This is a genomic window from Williamsia muralis NBRC 105860 (assembly GCF_001598915.1).
GTDB classification, from domain to species: domain Bacteria; phylum Actinomycetota; class Actinomycetes; order Mycobacteriales; family Mycobacteriaceae; genus Williamsia; species Williamsia muralis.
On the sequence record NZ_BDAP01000006.1, the window covers coordinates 100,551 to 117,511 of the forward strand.

At 65.3% G+C, this 16,961-nt stretch carries 15 protein-coding genes; 11 read left to right on the forward strand and 4 right to left on the reverse strand.

The genetic code is table 11. From position 1 onward, the window contains the following. Window positions 1–38 precede the first annotated feature (38 nt). Window positions 39–1,661: a chaperonin GroEL gene (gene groL, locus WIMU1_RS20630; protein WP_062800021.1), complete on the forward strand. Its 1,623-nt coding sequence runs from the start codon at window positions 39–41 to the stop codon at window positions 1,659–1,661. Between the two features lie 207 nt (window positions 1,662–1,868). Here the strand turns inward: groL and WIMU1_RS20635 are convergent, their stop codons facing one another. Continuing rightward, on the reverse strand, window positions 1,869–2,165 hold the full coding sequence (locus WIMU1_RS20635; protein ID WP_031333284.1) for a WhiB family transcriptional regulator: 297 nt from the start codon (window positions 2,163–2,165) through the stop codon (window positions 1,869–1,871). A gap of 439 nt (window positions 2,166–2,604) precedes the next feature. On the opposite strand from WIMU1_RS20635, the gene WIMU1_RS20640 reads away from it, so the two are divergent. The 3 genes from WIMU1_RS20640 to WIMU1_RS20650 all read left to right on the forward strand — a co-directional run bounded on the left by WIMU1_RS20640 (window position 2,605) and on the right by WIMU1_RS20650 (window position 5,031). Then, on the forward strand, window positions 2,605–3,435 hold the full coding sequence (locus WIMU1_RS20640) for a hypothetical protein (protein ID WP_062800022.1): 831 nt from the start codon (window positions 2,605–2,607) through the stop codon (window positions 3,433–3,435). Window positions 3,436–3,550: 115 nt separating this feature from the next. Then, window positions 3,551–4,117, forward strand: coding sequence for a sigma-70 family RNA polymerase sigma factor (locus tag WIMU1_RS20645; protein WP_023962026.1), 567 nt, complete (start codon window positions 3,551–3,553; stop codon window positions 4,115–4,117). A gap of 5 nt (window positions 4,118–4,122) precedes the next feature. After that, the gene (locus WIMU1_RS20650; protein ID WP_062800024.1) at window positions 4,123–5,031 is read left to right on the forward strand and encodes an anti-sigma-D factor RsdA; all 909 of its coding nucleotides are present in this window, start codon (window positions 4,123–4,125) and stop codon (window positions 5,029–5,031) included. Window positions 5,032–5,061: 30 nt separating this feature from the next. On the opposite strand, the gene WIMU1_RS20655 is transcribed toward WIMU1_RS20650, so the two are convergent. Further along, window positions 5,062–5,454 carry a DUF5319 domain-containing protein gene (locus WIMU1_RS20655; protein WP_023962030.1) on the reverse strand — a complete coding sequence of 131 codons (393 nt, stop codon included), beginning with the start codon at window positions 5,452–5,454 and terminating at the stop codon, window positions 5,062–5,064. 280 nt (window positions 5,455–5,734) lie between these two features. Between WIMU1_RS20655 and guaB the strand changes: the two genes are divergently transcribed. The 5 genes from guaB (at window position 5,735) to WIMU1_RS20680 (ending at window position 13,136) form a co-directional block, all read left to right on the forward strand. After that, window positions 5,735–7,279 (forward strand): IMP dehydrogenase, encoded by a 1,545-nt coding sequence (gene guaB, locus WIMU1_RS20660; protein WP_062800274.1) that lies wholly within the window; start codon window positions 5,735–5,737, stop codon window positions 7,277–7,279. A gap of 136 nt (window positions 7,280–7,415) precedes the next feature. After that, window positions 7,416–8,534 carry a GuaB3 family IMP dehydrogenase-related protein gene (locus WIMU1_RS20665; RefSeq protein ID WP_369792669.1) on the forward strand — a complete coding sequence of 373 codons (1,119 nt, stop codon included), beginning with the start codon at window positions 7,416–7,418 and terminating at the stop codon, window positions 8,532–8,534. Window positions 8,535–8,685: 151 nt separating this feature from the next. Further along, complete coding sequence (locus tag WIMU1_RS20670) at window positions 8,686–10,410, forward strand: GMC family oxidoreductase (RefSeq protein WP_062800276.1); 1,725 nt, start codon at window positions 8,686–8,688, stop codon at window positions 10,408–10,410. 64 nt (window positions 10,411–10,474) lie between these two features. Then, entirely contained in the window at window positions 10,475–12,067 is a 1,593-nt protein-coding gene (gene guaA / locus WIMU1_RS20675; protein WP_235189656.1) for a glutamine-hydrolyzing GMP synthase, read from the forward strand. Between the two features lie 403 nt (window positions 12,068–12,470). Beyond that, window positions 12,471–13,136 carry a class I SAM-dependent methyltransferase gene (locus tag WIMU1_RS20680; RefSeq protein WP_084248466.1) on the forward strand — a complete coding sequence of 222 codons (666 nt, stop codon included), beginning with the start codon at window positions 12,471–12,473 and terminating at the stop codon, window positions 13,134–13,136. Between the two features lie 51 nt (window positions 13,137–13,187). Here the strand turns inward: WIMU1_RS20680 and WIMU1_RS20685 are convergent, their stop codons facing one another. Together WIMU1_RS20685 and WIMU1_RS20690 are read right to left on the reverse strand one after the other, a co-directional pair. Then, the gene (locus WIMU1_RS20685) at window positions 13,188–13,376 is read right to left on the reverse strand and encodes a hypothetical protein (RefSeq protein ID WP_062800026.1); all 189 of its coding nucleotides are present in this window, start codon (window positions 13,374–13,376) and stop codon (window positions 13,188–13,190) included. 19 nt (window positions 13,377–13,395) lie between these two features. Then, entirely contained in the window at window positions 13,396–14,733 is a 1,338-nt protein-coding gene (locus WIMU1_RS20690) for a PspC domain-containing protein (RefSeq protein WP_084248467.1), read from the reverse strand. A 237-nt stretch (window positions 14,734–14,970) separates the two neighbouring features. Between WIMU1_RS20690 and WIMU1_RS20695 the strand changes: the two genes are divergently transcribed. Together WIMU1_RS20695 and WIMU1_RS20700 are read left to right on the forward strand one after the other, a co-directional pair. After that, window positions 14,971–16,209 carry an ATP-binding protein gene (locus WIMU1_RS20695; protein ID WP_245969066.1) on the forward strand — a complete coding sequence of 413 codons (1,239 nt, stop codon included), beginning with the start codon at window positions 14,971–14,973 and terminating at the stop codon, window positions 16,207–16,209. A gap of 13 nt (window positions 16,210–16,222) precedes the next feature. Beyond that, a complete protein-coding gene (locus tag WIMU1_RS20700) occupies window positions 16,223–16,894 on the forward strand; it encodes a response regulator (RefSeq protein WP_023962046.1) in 672 nt (223 codons plus the stop codon). Window positions 16,895–16,961 lie beyond the last annotated feature (67 nt).

A 16,961-nucleotide genomic window follows, 5' to 3' on the forward strand; every position in this document is an offset into this window, starting at 1 on the left:
CGTTTCATCACCCGACCAAAATCTTAGGAGCCACACACATGGCCAAGCAGATCGAATTCAATGAGCAGGCCCGGCGCTCGCTGGAGCGAGGGGTCAATCACCTCGCCGACGCGGTGAAGGTGACTCTTGGACCCCGCGGCCGCCACGTGGTGCTGGCCAAGGCGTTCGGCGGTCCGACCGTGACCAACGATGGCGTCACCATCGCCCGAGAGATCGACCTGGAAGACCCGTTCGAGAACCTCGGCGCCCAGCTCGTCAAATCTGTTGCCACCAAGACGAACGACGTGGCCGGCGACGGCACGACCACGGCCACCGTCCTGGCGCAGGCGATCGTCAAGGCCGGACTGCGCAACGTCGCCGCCGGGGCCAACCCGATCGCGCTGGGCCTGGGGATCTCCAAGGCCGCCGACGCGCTCTCCGAGTCGCTGCTCGCCGCTGCCACCCCGGTGGAGGGTGCTGAAGCCATCGCGCAGGTCGCCACCGTGTCCTCTCGTGACGCAGAGGTCGGCGAGATGGTCGGCAAGGCCATGGCCCGCGTCGGCGCCGACGGTGTCGTCACCGTGGAGGAAAGCTCGGGACTCGTCACCGACCTCGAGATCACCGAGGGTGTGCAGTTCGACAAGGGATACCTGTCGCCGTACTTCGTCACCGACATCGACAGCCAGGAAGCCGTCCTCGAAGACGCGCTGGTGCTCATCTACCGGGACAAGATCAGCTCGCTGCCCGACTTCCTGCCGCTTCTGGAGAAGATCGCCGAATCCGGCAAGCCCGTTCTGATCATCGCCGAAGATGTTGAAGGCGAAGCGCTTTCCACCCTGGTGGTCAACTCGATCCGTAAGACGATCCGCGCTGTTGCGGTCAAGGCGCCGTTCTTCGGCGACCGCCGCAAGGCGTTCCTGGAGGACCTGGCGATCGTCACCGACGGCACCGTCATCACCGCCGACATCGGCATCACCCTGGCCGACGCCGGGCTCGAACTGCTCGGCGGCGCACGCCGGATCGTCGTCACCAAGGACGCCACGACGATCGTCGATGGTTCGGGAACCTCCGACGCCATCGCGAACCGCGCCGAGCAGCTCCGTCGGGAGATCGAGGCCAGCGATTCCGACTGGGATCGGGAAAAGCTCGCCGAGCGCCTGGCCAAGCTGGCCGGCGGGGTGGCAGTGATCCGGGTCGGCGCAGCCACCGAGACCGCACTCAAGGAGCGCAAGCACCGCGTGGAAGACGCCGTCGCTGCAGCGAAGGCAGCTGTGGAAGAAGGCATCGTCCCCGGCGGTGGTTCGGCGATCGTGCAGGCTGCCGCAGCGGTCCTCGACGATCTCGCCGACAGCCTCGACGGTGATGAGGCGCTCGGTGTACGGGTGGTCAAGCAGGCTGCTCAGGCGCCACTGTTCTGGATCGCGGCCAACGCCGGAACCGACGGGGCCGTGGTGGTCTCCAAGGTTGCCGAACTCCCTCGCGGCCACGGTTTCAACGCCGGCACCCTGACCTACGGCGACCTGCTCGCCGACGGCGTGGTGGACCCGGTGAAGGTGACCCGCTCGGCCATCGTCAACGCTGCGTCGGTGGCGCGGATGATCCTGACCACCGAGAGCACCATCACCGACAAGCCGGCCGAGTCCGAGGCCGACCACGGTCACGGTCACGGACACGCGCACTAGTTGTTGCCCGACCTCGAACGCCCCGGCCCCACGGCCGGGGCGTTTGTCGTTCACCGGTTGTTCGGGTGTTGTTTCTCGGATTTGTCTTGACAACAAAAGCGAGGAGCCGATATCAGGCGTCCTCGCTTTTGTGAAGATTCAATTGTTTGAGATTGAAATCCAATTCTGTTTTGTTTCTTTGCGTTGGATTTCGTGGGGCTGCAAAGGTCAGCTCGCGATGCGGCGCCCGACTCCGCGCTTCATCAGCATTCCGCGCTCGGACTCGGACAGGCCGCCCCAAATGCCGTATGGCTCAGCGACCGCCAGTGCGTGTTCGCGGCATTGAGCTACCACGGGGCACTGGTGGCACAGTTCTTTCGCGCGACGTTCCCGCTGGGCCCGGGCACGGCCACGCTCGCCGTCCGGATGGAAGAACATTGATGAGTCGACACCGCGGCACAAGCCCTTCATCTGCCAATCCCAGATGTCGGCATTCGGTCCGGGAAGGTGGTTCGGCTGAGGCATCTGCGTGCTCCTCTGTGACGTGCCGGTGAGGCGTAATTGTGACTGACTTGTCGAGACCGCGTTGTTTTCGACGTCCAGCACACCGTATGCAAAGCGAGGAAATGGAGTCAACAGGCCCCGATTCCGCCAATTGAAGACGCGAACTTCGGGCGATGTTAACCATTTGTTTATCGACGCCCTGTTGTTTTGTGATGGCGACTGGCGTCGAGGTATGGCGAAGGTAGACGGCGTAAGCGCACGTCAGGGGCCATTCGAGTGCTGCCGCGGAGGCTCGCGGTGGTTTGAGAACCGCGTATGGAGGGAAAACGCGGAAGTGCGGCAATTTACCCGCAGGAAATGTTCCGGTGACCTCAGATTGACGTCGAGGCGACTTTTGAGCCGGTTTCAGTAAGTTAAATTCACGCTAACTTGGTTACCGCGCCGTGATGTGAGGAGGGCGATGCAGGTCACACTACCCGCGATCGCCTTCGGCGGCAGTGCGGGCGAGTACCCGGTTCCCGTGGCCGGTGACGGTTGGGACAGGTGGTTTCGCGCCGTCGCGTTGGGCGGCAGCGGCCACTACGCCGCGGCGGCGACCGAGTTGCGCCGGATCGCCACCACCAGCACCGACGTCGTTCTCCGATCCCTCGCCGCGAGTACGCGCGCCGCGCATCTGCGACAGGGTGGAGAGCATTTTCACGCCGTCCACCATGACGCGCACGCACTGGCCCTGCTCGCCACCCCGGTGGCAGGGTTCGATTCGGCCACGATCGCCGGACCCCGGGTGTCTGCTTGGTGCGACGCACTCACCGGACTGGCCGCCGACGATCTCGGGCGCGGGATGTTCGGTGCCGCCGCGCGACTGCTGGACCGGGTCGACGCCCTACTGATCGACTCGCATGAACGCATCGAGGGCAGCAGCGAATGGGTGTGGCACGGCCGACCGGCCCTGCGCTCACTGTGGGTCCGGGCCGAACTCGCGATGTACACCGGTGACCCCGAGACCGCCCAAGAACACTCGTCGTCAGCCCTTGCCGTGGCCCGGGGGTGTCCCTCGCAGCGGCATCTCATCAAGTCCGAACTGATCGCTGCTGCGGCCGCGGCGAGCGCGGGGGAGACGACGCGCGCCATCGAGGGAGCCCAGCGAGTTGGTGATGCGGCAGCTTCCGCTGGTCAGCTGCCGCTGTGGTGGGCATCGGCCATGTTGCTCGAAGCGCTCGGCGCCGGCGGATCGCCGAGTGCGGCCGATCTGAGGCACGAACTGGCCGCTCGCGGCGGTGCGATGCGCTAGCGGCGAGAACGCGAGGCCGTTCGCTGGCTAAGCTACTAGCGACTTACCGCCGGGGGTATGGCCTCCGCGCGGCCGGCACCAATCGGCGAAGGTAACGCGGAGACGTCTACGAGCGATGATTTTTACAGGTGAAGAGTTGGACCGGGTTGTCACTGCCGCAGCGCAGGGCGACCGATCGGCTCTCTCCGACGTACTCGAAAGTGTCCGCCCCCTGGTTGTGCGCTATTGCAGGGCCAGGGTCGGAGGTGGTGAGCGGCATTCGCTCTCCGCCGACGACGTAGCGCAGGAGGTCTGCATGGCCGTCATGACAGCTCTGCCCCGGTATCAAGACCAGGGCAGACCGTTCATGGCGTTCGTCTACGGCATCGCCGCCCACAAGGTTGCCGATGCTCATCGAGCGGCCGGTCGTAACAAAGCCGAGCCGGTGGATGAGATGCCCGAGCGGATGGCCGTCGACGACGGACCCGAACAGCGGGCGCTGGACTCCGACGCGGGCCGTCGGATGAACGAACTGTTGTCGACGCTCCCGGACAAGCAGCGTGAGGTGCTGGTGCTCCGACTGGTTGTCGGGTTGTCGGCCGAAGAGACCGCGTCCGCTGTGGGGAGTACGGCGGGAGCGGTGCGGGTGGCTCAACACAGGGCACTCGCGAAATTGAAGACCGAGATCGAGAAGGGTAGGTGAGGGCGATGGGTGACAGGCGCGATCGACGTGGTGGCAAGGGGTTCGGTGATGAATCCGACGAGCGTTTCCAGAGCGTGCCCTCATCGGCATCCGAGGCGCTCGATGAAGACTCCATCCCGGTGAACCTCGGCGCGGTCCGCGCCGACGACGAGTTCATCGACGCCCTGGTGTCTCAGCGCGGAGTTCCCGCGCACACGCCTGTGGACCACGAACTGGCGGCGCTGCTGTCGAATTGGCGCGCCGAAGTGACGGGCGCCCCGATGCCTGCCGGTCCGACCCTCGAAGAGGTCGAGGCGGGCATCGCCGCGCAGCGAAGGACCGCGACCCGTCGCCGGTCGCTGACGGTAGCCCGATACACGGCCGGCGCCGCGGCAGCATGTGCGATCGTGTTCGGCGGTCTGTCAGTGGTGGCCCATGACGCCTCGCCCGGCGATCGGCTCTGGGGAGTCAAGGAAGCGATGTTCGGGGCGGATGCCTCGGCAACGCTTGCCGCCGGGGACGTCGAGAACGACCTCGATCACGCCGTCGACCTGTTGTCGACGGGTGACAAGTCCGCGGCCCAGGACTATCTGAACCGTGCGGAGTCCCAGCTTGCCGATGTCACCGACACCGACAGGCGGGCCGAGCTGCAGGCGAAGATCGACCAGTTGCGTGGTCTGCTCACGGCGATCCTGCCGACCATCACTCTCCCGACGACCGTCACGCTTCCGCCGTTGGAGACGCAGCTGCCACAGCTTCAGCTGCCCCCGGTGACGATCACCGAGACGCAGCAGACGGTGACGGCGATCCCGTCGGAGACGACCTCGGTGTCCACGCCACCACCGACCACCGATGAGACCGTGACCAGTGAGTCGCCGGTGACCCCGACGACCACCTCGACCACCAGCAGCGTCCCGCTACCGCCGCCGGGCTGATCGGCCCGAGCCCGCGGTTGGGGAAGTAGATCAGTCCTCGTCCTTGGCGTGCATCGTCGCGTCTGCGTAACCGCGGCAGTAATCCCAGGTGACGTACGCCTCCGGACTGGGGTCCACGGCCGGCTCGTGCGGTCGTACCGTGCCCTCGACCAGGAGCTGCAGCAGGTTTGCGCGCAGCATGTCCCAGTCGTGATAGTGGTCGAGCTGGCAGTCGTCGCACACCACGACGAGACCGCGGATCCCCTGGCGGTGCAGAAGTGCCTCGTAGACAGCGAGATCGGCGAGGTCTTCCTCGATCGCCATGCGTTCGTTCGCGTCCAGTGGCTCACCGGGTGGGGCGGCGTCCAGCGCCGCCGATGGGTCCCCTCGGGGATCGTCGGCGAACGGGTCCGGTGGCAGCCCCGGCGGCAGATGATCTCGCACGCTGACCACGGTAGTCAGCCTCACCCCACCGGCGCCAGTCTGTGCACCGCATGAATGAAAGATCGACGCCGGTTGGATGAACGATCCTCCTTCACATGGGTGAACGACCTGTGGTGCGTGAGGGGAGGGTCGACCGCCGAGTCAGCGCTCGACGAGGGCACCGCCGAGGGCGGGATGCGACGTCCTGAGGAGGTCCGCCGAGCAGATAGGATGGACTCATCGAAATGACAACATGCCGATCCGAAGTGGAACAGGCCTGACCGGAATGAGCGTGCCCGGAATGAACAACCCGACAGCCGGCTCCGCCCAGGCACGAGGCCCGGTGTGGACCGGCGGCGACGACCCGAACAAGGTCGCCATGCTCGGCCTCACCTTTGACGACGTCCTGCTGTTGCCCGCGGCCTCCGACGTGATCCCGAGCGACGTGGACACCTCGTCGCAGTTGACCCGCGACATCACGTTGCGGGTGCCCCTGGTGAGCTCGGCGATGGACACCGTCACCGAGTCCCGCATGGCCATCGCGATGGCCCGCGCCGGTGGGATGGGTGTGCTGCACCGCAACCTCTCGATCGAGAACCAGGCGGGGCAGGTGGAAACGGTCAAGCGGTCCGAAGCCGGCATGGTCACCGATCCTGTGACCTGCAGCCCGTCGAACACGCTGGCCGAGGTCGACGCGATGTGTGCCCGCTTCCGTATCTCGGGCCTGCCCGTCACCGACGACGCCGGCGAGCTCGTCGGCATCATCACCAACAGAGACATGCGTTTCGAGGTCGATCAGAACCGGCCGGTCTCCGAGGTGATGACCAAGGCGCCACTGATCACCGCCCAGGAGGGTGTGTCCGCCGAAGCCGCGCTCGGCCTGCTGCGACGGCACAAGATCGAGAAGCTCCCGATCGTTGACGGGCACGGTCGCCTGACCGGTTTGATCACGGTGAAGGACTTCGTCAAGACAGAGCAGCACCCCAATGCCACCAAGGACGCCGACGGGCGGCTGCTGGTCGGGGCCGCGGTCGGAACCGGCGGTGACCAGTGGGATCGGGCCATGGCGCTGTCGGATGCCGGGGTGGACGTGATCATCGTCGACACCGCGCACGCGCACAACCGTCTGGTCCTGGAGATGGTCAGCAAACTCAAGGCAGAGATCGGGTCGAAGGTGCAGATCGTCGGCGGGAACGTCGCGACCCGTGCCGCCGCTGCCGCTCTCGTCGAGGCCGGTGCCGATGCGGTCAAGGTCGGGGTCGGACCCGGTTCGATCTGCACCACCCGTGTGGTCGCCGGCGTGGGCGCCCCGCAGATCACTGCGGTCATGGAAGCAGTTGCGGTCTGCAAGCCGGCCGGGGTTCCGGTCATCGCCGACGGCGGGCTGCAGTTCTCCGGGGACATCGCCAAGGCGCTGGCGGCAGGGGCATCGACCGCGATGCTCGGCTCGCTGCTCGCCGGCACCGCGGAAGCCCCGGGCGAGCTGATCCTGGTGGGCGGCAAGCAGTTCAAGAGCTACCGGGGGATGGGCTCACTCGGCGCGATGCAGGGGCGTGGCCAGGCGAAGTCCTACTCGAAAGACCGCTACTTCCAGGACGATGTGCTCTCCGAAGAGAAGCTCGTTCCCGAGGGCATCGAGGGACGAGTGCCGTTCCGTGGACCGCTCAACCAGGTGATCCATCAGCTGGGTGGCGGACTGCGCGCTGCGATGGGGTACACCGGCTCGAGCTCGATCGCCGAGCTGCAGAACGCCCAGTTCGTCCAGATCACGGCGGCGGGCCTGAAAGAGAGCCATCCGCACGACATCACCATGACCGTCGAGGCGCCCAACTACACTTCTCGCTGAGTTCCCAGGCGGCCGGCTTCGATCAGTTCGGGCAGGTCAAACCAGTTCGTGAACCGATCTGTCGGTGGTCACCGATGCGGTTCTGTGTGCAGCAGTGACGAAAGGCACCTTCGTGCAAGATCATGTGGAAATCGGGATGGGCCGAACGGCTCGCCGTACCTTCGAGCTCGCCGACATCAACATCGTGCCGTCTCGGCGCACCCGCTCGTCGAAAGAGGTGTCGACCGCGTGGCAGCTCGATGCCTACCGGTTCGAGATCCCGATCTTGAGTCACCCCACGGACGCGCTCGTCTCGCCGCAGTCGGCTGTCGAACTGGGTCGGCACGGGGGTCTCGGCGTCCTCAACGGTGAAGGTCTCTGGGCTCGTCACCGCGATGTCGAGGCCAAGATCGCCGAGGTGGTGCGGATCGCCGAGGACGAGATCGATCCGACAGCGGCAGTGCGCAAGCTGCAGGAACTCCATGCGGCACCGATCGATCCTGACCTGCTCGGTCAGGCTGTCTCGTCGATTCGTGAGTCCGGCGTCACCACCGCGGTGCGGGTCAGCCCACAGAAGGCTGCCGAGCTCACGCCGGTGCTGGTGGCTGCAGGGGTGGAGCTCCTGGTCATCCACGGCACCATCATCTCCGCCGAGCATGTCTCCCAAGGAGATTCCGAACCGCTGAACCTCAAGACCTTCATCGCCGAACTGGACGTACCGGTGATCGCCGGTGGCGTGCACGACCACCGCACCGCCCTGCACCTGATGCGTACCGGTGCTGCCGCGGTGATCGTCGGTTACGGCTCCACCGCGGGGGCCACCACCACCGGGGAAGTCCTCGGGATAGGGGTCCCGATGGCCACCGCCATCGCCGATGCCGCGGCGGCCCGCCGCGACTACCTCGATGAGACCGGCGGTCGCTACGTCCACGTGATCGCCGACGGCGACATCCACAACTCCGGCGAGCTCGCCAAGGCGATCGCTTGTGGCGCCGACGCCGCCGTCCTGGGCACACCTCTGGCTGCGGCAGCCTCGGCGCCCGGCCGCGGCTATTACTGGTCCGCTGCCGCCGCGCATCCGTCGATGCCTCGTGGCGCACTGCTGGCCGTGGCCGAGGACGAAGGCAGGCCGGATCTGCAGACGGTGTTGCACGGGCCCACCGACGACCCGTTCGGACACCTCAACATCGTTGGCGCATTGCGGCGTTCGATGGCCAAGGCCGGCTACTCCGACCTCAAGGAGTTCCAGAAAGTCGGCTTGTCGGCCTGCGATTGACCACGCCCCTGGCTCTTCTCACACGAGAATTCGCCATACATTACCGGCCGGTAACGTACCAATGTACGATGGCGTGGTGTCTGTATCACGCGGTAACAGCTACTCCCAGCCCGAGCAGCCGGCCACTCGCGAGAAGCACGATTACGACGTATTGATCGTCGGATCGGGCTTCGGTGGGAGTGTCAGCGCCTTACGGCTGGTCGAGAAGGGCTACAAGGTCGGTGTCGTCGAAGCGGGCCGACGGTACGCCGACGACCAGTTCGCCAAAACCAGTTGGCGACTGCACAAGTGGCTGTGGGCTCCCAAGCTCGGGATGTTCGGCATCCAACGCATCCATCTGCTCAAAGACGTGATGGTGATGGCCGGTGCGGGCGTCGGCGGCGGGTCGCTGAACTATGCCAACACTCTCTACAAACCGCCGACACCGTTCTTCCGGGATCCACAGTGGGAGCACATCACCGACTGGGAGAGCGAGCTGTCGCCGTACTACGACCAGGCCAGCCGCATGCTGGGTGTGGTCAGCACCCCCATCGTCACCCACGCCGACCGCGTCATGCGGCAGGTGGCCGACGAGATGGGGGTGGGGGACACCTTCGGGCCGACCCCCGTGGGCGTCTTCTTCGGTGAGAAGTCCGGTGGCACAGGAACTCCGGGTGAGCGGGTGGCCGATCCGTACTTCGGTGGTGCAGGCCCCGACCGGACGGTGTGTGTCGAGTGTGGCGCCTGCATGACCGGATGCCGGTACGGCGCGAAGAACACTCTGCTGAAGAACTACCTCGGTCTGGCCGAATCACGCGGGGCGACGATTCTCGACCGCACCACGGTCACCGGGCTGGATCCGCAGGCAGACGGCAGCTGGAAGGTGCACACGGCTCGGTCGGCGGCCTGGGGCCGGATCGGTGCCCGCCGCCGGACCCTGACCGCGGGTCAGGTGATCGTCGCCGCCGGTACGTTCAACACCCAGAAGATCATGCACCTGGCCAAGGACAGGGGTTCGCTGCCGGAACTTTCCGAGACGTTGGGTGTGCTGACCCGCACCAACTCCGAATCGATCTTGGGTGCGATGCGCCGTTCCTACGATCCGGCGCAGGATTTCTCCGAGGGCATCGCGATCACCTCGTCCTTCCACCCGTCGCCCGACACGCACATCGAACCAGTCCGATATGGCAAGGGATCCAACGCCATTGCGGCGCTGCAGACATTCCTCACCGACGACAAGCCGGGTCGGTCGAGGCGGCTCAAGCTGCTCGACAAGGCCCGTGAAGAGGGCTGGCGGGGCGTTCTGCAGCTGATCTGGTTGCGGCATTGGAGTCAGCGCACGGTGATCCTGCTGGTGATGCAGAACCGGAACAATTCGCTCACCACCTTCGTGAAGAAGTTCGGGCCGTGGCGTCTGGTCACCACCAAACAGGGCCATGGGGAGCCCAACCCCACGTGGATCCCTGCGGGTAACGAAGCCACCGAGCGTGCGGCCAAACAGTTCGACGGTCTGCCCGGCGGAACCTGGGGAGATGTGTTCAACATGCCGCTCACCGCTCACTACCTCGGTGGGTGTGTGATCTCCGACAGTCCCGACACCGGTGTGATCGACCCCTACCATCGGGTGTGGAACTACCCGACCCTGCACATCACCGACGGTGCGGCCATCTCGGCGAACCTGGGCGTGAATCCCTCGCTGTCGATCTGTGCCCAGGCCGAACGCGCAATTGCGTTGTGGCCCAACAAGGGTGAGCACGACATCCGGCCGCCGCAGGGGCAGCCCTACGAACGGATCTCGCCGACGCCGCCCAAGGCGCCGGTGGTTCCGGCGGATGCGCCCGGTGCGCTTCGGCTGCCACTGACGGTGATCACCAAGACCGACGGTGTGAGCGCCTGAGTGCCGACCTCGTCCGGTTGCCGGTGGGACGGGCCCGACCCCGGCCGGGTTTAGACTGACAGGCGTGGCAGACAGCGAAGATACAGGTGTGGAATCAGCGGCTCCGCGACCGGTTCTGGTGGTCGATTTCGGGGCGCAGTACGCCCAGCTGATCGCGCGTCGCGTGCGTGAGGCCCGGATCTACTCCGAGGTGATCCCCCATACCGCCGACCTGGACGAGATCAAGGCGAAGAATCCGGTCGCGCTGATCCTGTCCGGGGGACCTGCGTCGGTTTATGCGGACGACGCCCCGGGAATCGACGGCGATCTGTTCGACCTCGGCGTTCCGGTGTTCGGGATCTGTTATGGCTACCAGGCCATGGCGAATGCGCTGGGCGGCGTCGTGGCGAACACCGGTGGGCGCGAGTTCGGTCGCACCACGATGACCAATGAGGGCGGCGTGCTGCACTCGGGCACCCCGGCCCAACAGCCGGTGTGGATGAGCCACAACGACGCGGTCCAGGAACCGCCGCCCGGGTTCGAGGTCACCGCTTCGACGGCGGGCGCCCCGGTCGCCGCGTTCGAGAGCATCGAACGTCAGATGGCCGGTGTGCAGTACCACCCCGAGGTGATGCACACACCGCACGGGCAACAGATCCTGACCCGGTTCCTGCATGAGGTCGCCGACCTCAAGCCCACCTGGACCGCGGCGAACATCGCCGATGCGCTTGTGGAGCAGGTCCGTCAACAGATCGGTGACGGCACCGCCATCTGCGGTCTGTCCGGCGGGGTCGACTCGGCGGTAGCTGCCGCGCTGGTACAGCGGGCCATCGGAGATCGTCTGACCTGTGTTTTCGTCGACCACGGATTGTTGCGGGCCGGCGAACGCGAGCAGGTTCAGCAGGACTTCGTGGCCGCTACCGGCGCTCGTCTGGTGACGGTTGACGCCGAGGAGACGTTCCTGCGTGAGTTGGCAGGCGTCAGTGATCCGGAGACCAAACGCAAGATCATCGGCCGCGAGTTCATCCGTGCCTTCGAAGGAGCGGTGAGCGATGTGCTCGGCGACCGGGCAGCCGAAGGGGAGAAGGTCGACTTCCTCGTCCAAGGCACCTTGTACCCCGACGTCGTGGAGTCGGGCGGTGGAACCGGTACGGCGAACATCAAGAGTCATCACAACGTCGGTGGTCTGCCGGAGGATCTCGAGTTCAGCCTGGTGGAGCCACTGCGCCTGCTGTTCAAAGACGAGGTCCGGGCTGTTGGGCGCGAGTTGGGTCTGCCGGAGGAGATCGTCGGACGCCAGCCGTTCCCGGGTCCGGGTCTGGCGATCCGGATCGTCGGCGAGGTCACCGCAGACCGTCTCGAACTCCTCAGAAAGGCTGATCTGATCACCCGTGAGGAGCTGACCTCCGCCGGTTTGGATCACCAGATCTGGCAGTGTCCGGTGGTTCTGCTCGCCGACGTGCGCAGTGTGGGTGTGCAGGGCGACGGCCGCACGTACGGCCATCCGATCGTGTTGCGCCCGGTGTCGAGCGAAGATGCGATGACGGCCGACTGGACCCGCATTCCTTACGAGGTGCTCGAACAGATCTCGACTCGGATCACCAACGAGGTGCCTGAGGTGAACCGGGTGGTACTCGACGTCACCAGCAAGCCCCCGGGCACCATCGAATGGGAATAGGCTCGCTGTCGTGCCTGCGGGCGCGGCGCGTTCCATTCGTCGACGTGAATAAATAGTTTCACTCCCGTATGGGCTTTTTCCATTCATTCGCTCTGAATCGGATGTCCGGCCTTTGTTTTGGGCTGCGACCAGCACGCATTTCAATGTTTGATTTGTGTCTGCCTATTGTGAACTTGCTGACGAATCAATCAGAGTGATCGCCGGGGCAACCCTGAATCGTCTCCGTGCTACGTTTGCAAAAGTAATGGTGAGTGCGAGCGGGGTCGTATCACCGAATTGTCGAATCGACCTCGTTTGTGAATTCACCATTCGGGCAACACGGTGAAGTACACGGTTCATATGTGGGACACAACACGTTTGTGTTGGGTGTCCACGAACAGGTTGGGGGCATCAAATGGCGATCATGAGCGGCAACAATTCGGTCAAAGAGCGTTGGTCTCTTCTTCGAATCGAAGACCATGACCACATTGCATCGGATTCGAAACACTGGAATTTCAACACTCATTACTACCCATTCATCGAGCGGTCGCTGCAGGGACGAGCAGCGTCGGTGCTCGACGTCGGATCGGGCGAGGGAATGCTGACCCGACTTCTACATCGATCCATACCGCACGTGGTCGGGATCGACTGCGATGAGGCGAGCGTCGACATGGCGGCGGCGAAGTCGGACGACATCGACTACATCTGTGGTGACGTCCTCAGTCATCCGTTCGAACCGGAGTCGTTCGATGCGGTCGTCTCGGTTGCGACACTGCATCACATGGATCCCCGCCATGGCCTGCGGCGCATGGGAGAACTCATCCGCCCTGGCGGAACGCTTGTCGTGGTCGGCTGTGCGGGCAGTGAAGGTCTACGCGATCGTGCGTTGGATTACGTGTCCATCGTGGCCGCGGGCGCCGCAGTGGCACGGCGAAACGTGTGGAAACAGCCGTCGCCCATTGTGTGGCCGCCACCGGTCTCGTATCGGGAAATGCGCACCCATGCGTCTGAACTCCTGCCCGGATCACGTTTTCGGCGGGAATTGCTCTACCGCTATTCGATTACGTGGACAAAGCCGCTGTCACGGTGAACGACGCATCGATCCGGCCGCTGCTACGCGGCCGGATCGATGCGAATACTGCTAGCTGGTCGTTTCGTGCTCGGACACCCCGGGCAGCTTTTTCTTGTCTCTGCCTCCGCTGAAGATCAGGATGAGTCCCACCCCGACAGCAACGGCGAGCGCGATCCACATCGTCGAATCCGAGCCGTTGAGTTCGGGGCCGCCCGCGATGGCCCACAAGGCCACCAATAGTCCGGCAATTCCGGTCACGGCTTGAAATGGTGCGAACTTAGTCACGGATGACCTCCACATTTCCGATTTTCGAATGGGCGTCGATGGTCAGCACCGGACCTTGGGATCCATCAGGTCCGCCCTCGAGACCTTCGGGGCATTTGACCTCTCCGATGGCCACTTCACAATCGGCGCGCAGGTTCATGTTCTCGGGCGCGATGATCTTGAAGTCGCCGACACCCATGTCGATCGTCACCTTCTTGTCGGCGTCGAGTTCGAGTGCGGTGAGGTCGAGTCGTGCCGAACCCATCGTCAGGGAGTACTCGTCCTGGAGATCGGCGACCGAGAGCGGCTTCCAATCGCGGTCGCCGATGCCGCCCTCGGGCAGGTTCACGTTGCCGATCACCGTGGCGACCACCACGAACCCGGCGAGGGGAATGGCGATCGGGATCAGGCCACCGCCCTTGCGGACGAAAGCTCCGATGACCAACCCGCCGGCGACCACGGCCAACGCGATGGCCCCGACCCGTGCCGGACCGAACCAATCCACCTCCGTGCCGATCGCCGCCGCAACCGCTGCGACGATGACCGCGATACCGAGCACCACCGGGGTGAAGCGTGACGACGGTGTGCGCTCCACCGGCGACGACGGCTCCGGCAGATCCCAGGCGAAAGGCGCTGCACCCAGTGGGTCCCACGAAGGTGGGGTCGGGAGCGGCGGTTCGACATCGGAGTCCGCCTCCTCACCATCAGTCGTCTGCGTTGCGTCGGTCGCCGTCGCCGGAGGGTCCTCCTTGAGCCAGGCGCGGGGAGTCCAGCTCTGGAAGTGCCCGCCCGCAGCAGGGCTGTGCACACCTGTGGCGGTCTGCCACCACGAACCGCCTGCGGTGACCGGATCGCCGGCTGCCTGTTGCCCCAACGTGTCGGCGCTCGTACCGGGCTCGGGGACCGGTGTGCGCTGGTAGAGCAACCACCAGCCCAGCATCATCAGCGCCAGGCCGAAGAGGCCACCACTGCTCCACGCAAGATGGGGTCCGGCGATCAGGGCCACGACGGCCACGACGGCCACCGCGACAACGGTCGGAGGGTGGGATGAGGCATGACGCATTCCGTGCCGAAAGCGTTTGGGGCGCATCGCTGTTTCCGGAGACGACTGAGCAGGAGCGCCCTCGGGCAGCACGATCCACGCAGCGATGTAGAGCAGGATGCCTGCACCGCCGAACAGTGCCGAGACGATGAACGCCACCTTCACGAGCGTGGGGTCGACCTTGTACCGGACACCGATCCCGGTGCACACACCGCCGATCGTCGAACCCGACGCGGCACGTGCCGGGCGCGTTTGCCACATGTTCTGCAGTACTTCGGCATTGATGGTGGGACTGGATGCAGCATTCATGGTCGAGCTCCGCTTCGCTTCGTCGGCATTCATGGTCGAGCTCCGCTTTGCTTCGTCTTCGGGACTTCTGGTCGAGCTCCGCTTCGCTTCGTCTTCGGGACATCTCCGCTCATGTGTTCAATACTGATCACGGGTCGGGCACCGCACCATCGGGATTCACCCTGATCTGCTCCCTGGAATCACATCTGGGGATTGTCCCTGATGTGTGCGACCGCGAGCGCGTGCCACTATCGACTGGTGCCAACAGTCGAACGTGTCCACCGCCGTGATGGTGGCCGTGTCATCGGCGGGGTCGCCGGAGGCGTGGCCGACCACCTCGGAGTGGACGCATTCCGGGTGCGCGTGGTGTTCGTCGTGCTCAGCGCACTGGCCGGGGCCGGCGTGTGCGCCTACGGTCTGCTCTGGTTCATGTGCCCGCCGGGTACCGACACCGAACCGCCCACCTCGTCCGAACGGCGGCAGGGAATCGGCCTGGCGATCGTCGGCGTGGTCGCAGTGGTGTCCGTGGGGTTCGTGGCCTCAGGCACCCCCGCGCAGTTCCTCATCCCGCTCGTGGTGGTGGCGGTCGGCGCATCACTCGTCTGGCGCGAACTCGATTCGACATGGAGGCCCAGATCCGCGTCGGCCCGGGCGATCACCTGGACCCGAATCGCCGGTGGCGCAACGCTGGTGGTGATCGGCCTGGTGGTGGTGGTGCTGGCCGGGAACAACCGGATCGGCGGGTTGAGCACCACGCTGCTGGCCGTCGCCGCGACGGTACTGGGTGTGCTGCTGCTGACGATCCCGTTGTGGTTGCGGATGGCCCGGATGCTGGGTGCCGAACGCGCCGCACGCATCCGCAATGCCGAACGGGAAGAGATCGCCGCGCACCTCCACGATTCCGTGCTGCAGACCCTGGCGCTGATCCAGAAGCGGTCGGGACATGCCGAAGAAGTGCAGCGCCTGGCGCGGAGTCAGGAACGCGAGCTGCGCCGCTACCTGTTCGAAGGTGAAGGGCAGCAGAGTGATTCGCTGACCACCGCACTCAAGGCCGTGGCCGCCGAGGTCGAAGATCACTACGGCGTCGAAGTCGAGGTGGTGACCGTCGGCGACGTCACGGCCGATGATCCCTCGTGGAGCGGCGATCACCGTCGATGGGCTGCGCTGATCGCGGCGACGCGGGAGGCACTTGTCAACGCCGCCAAACACTCCGGGGAACGCTCGGTTGATGTGTACGCCGAGGTGGAGAGCTCGCAGGTGGAGGTGTTCGTCCGCGACCGTGGCGTCGGCTTCGATCCCGACCAGGTACCAGAAGATCGCCGCGGGGTGTCGGGGTCGATCAAAGCGCGGGTGCAGCGGCACGGCGGTAGCGTTGAGATCAAGTCGACCGCCGGTCGAGGGGTCGATGTCCGGATGTCGATGCCGCGTGGCGGCGAGACACCGTTGGTCACGGACCTCGGTGAGGACGCCGGTTCCGAATCGGATGCGGTGAATTGAGAGAGTTGGGGCGATGACCGGCCGAAGTGAGCCATACCGGGTGTTTCTTGTGGATGACCACGGTGTCTTCCGCTCTGGCGTACGAGCGGAACTGGCCTCGGAGACCGACATGGCCGTGGTCGGGGAGGCAGGCGCAGTTGCCGATGCGATCGCGGGCATCCTCCAGTCGTCGCCGGACGTGGTGTTGCTCGATGTGCACATGCCTGCCGGTGGAGGGATCGCGGTGCTGCGAGGTGTCGCCGACGCCGCACCGCAGAAGTCACCCGTCTTCCTGGCGCTGAGTGTGTCCGACGCCGCCGAAGACGTCATCGCCACCATTCGCGCGGGTGCCCGCGGCTATGTCACCAAGACGATCGGCGGCTCGGAATTGGCCGACTCCGTGCGTCGTGTCGCCGACGGGGACGCCGTGTTCAGTCCGCGACTGGCCGGATTCGTGCTCGATTCGTTCACCGGGAAATCGCCCGTGCCGGAACCACATCTGGATCCCGAACTCGATTCGCTGACACCACGCGAGATGGAGGTCCTGCGGCTGCTTGCCCGGGGGTTCACGTATCGGGAGATCGCCGAGGACCTCGTGATCTCGATCAAGACGGTGGAGACCCACGCGTCCAACGTTCTTCGCAAGACCCAGCAGTCCAATCGCAACGCACTCACCAGGTGGGCCGCCAACCGGCACATCAGCTAGTGCCGACGCGCGGCCGCGTGCGCGGCGCACTGATCCGAACCGGTGCGTAGCGCTCGAGACGACGCGG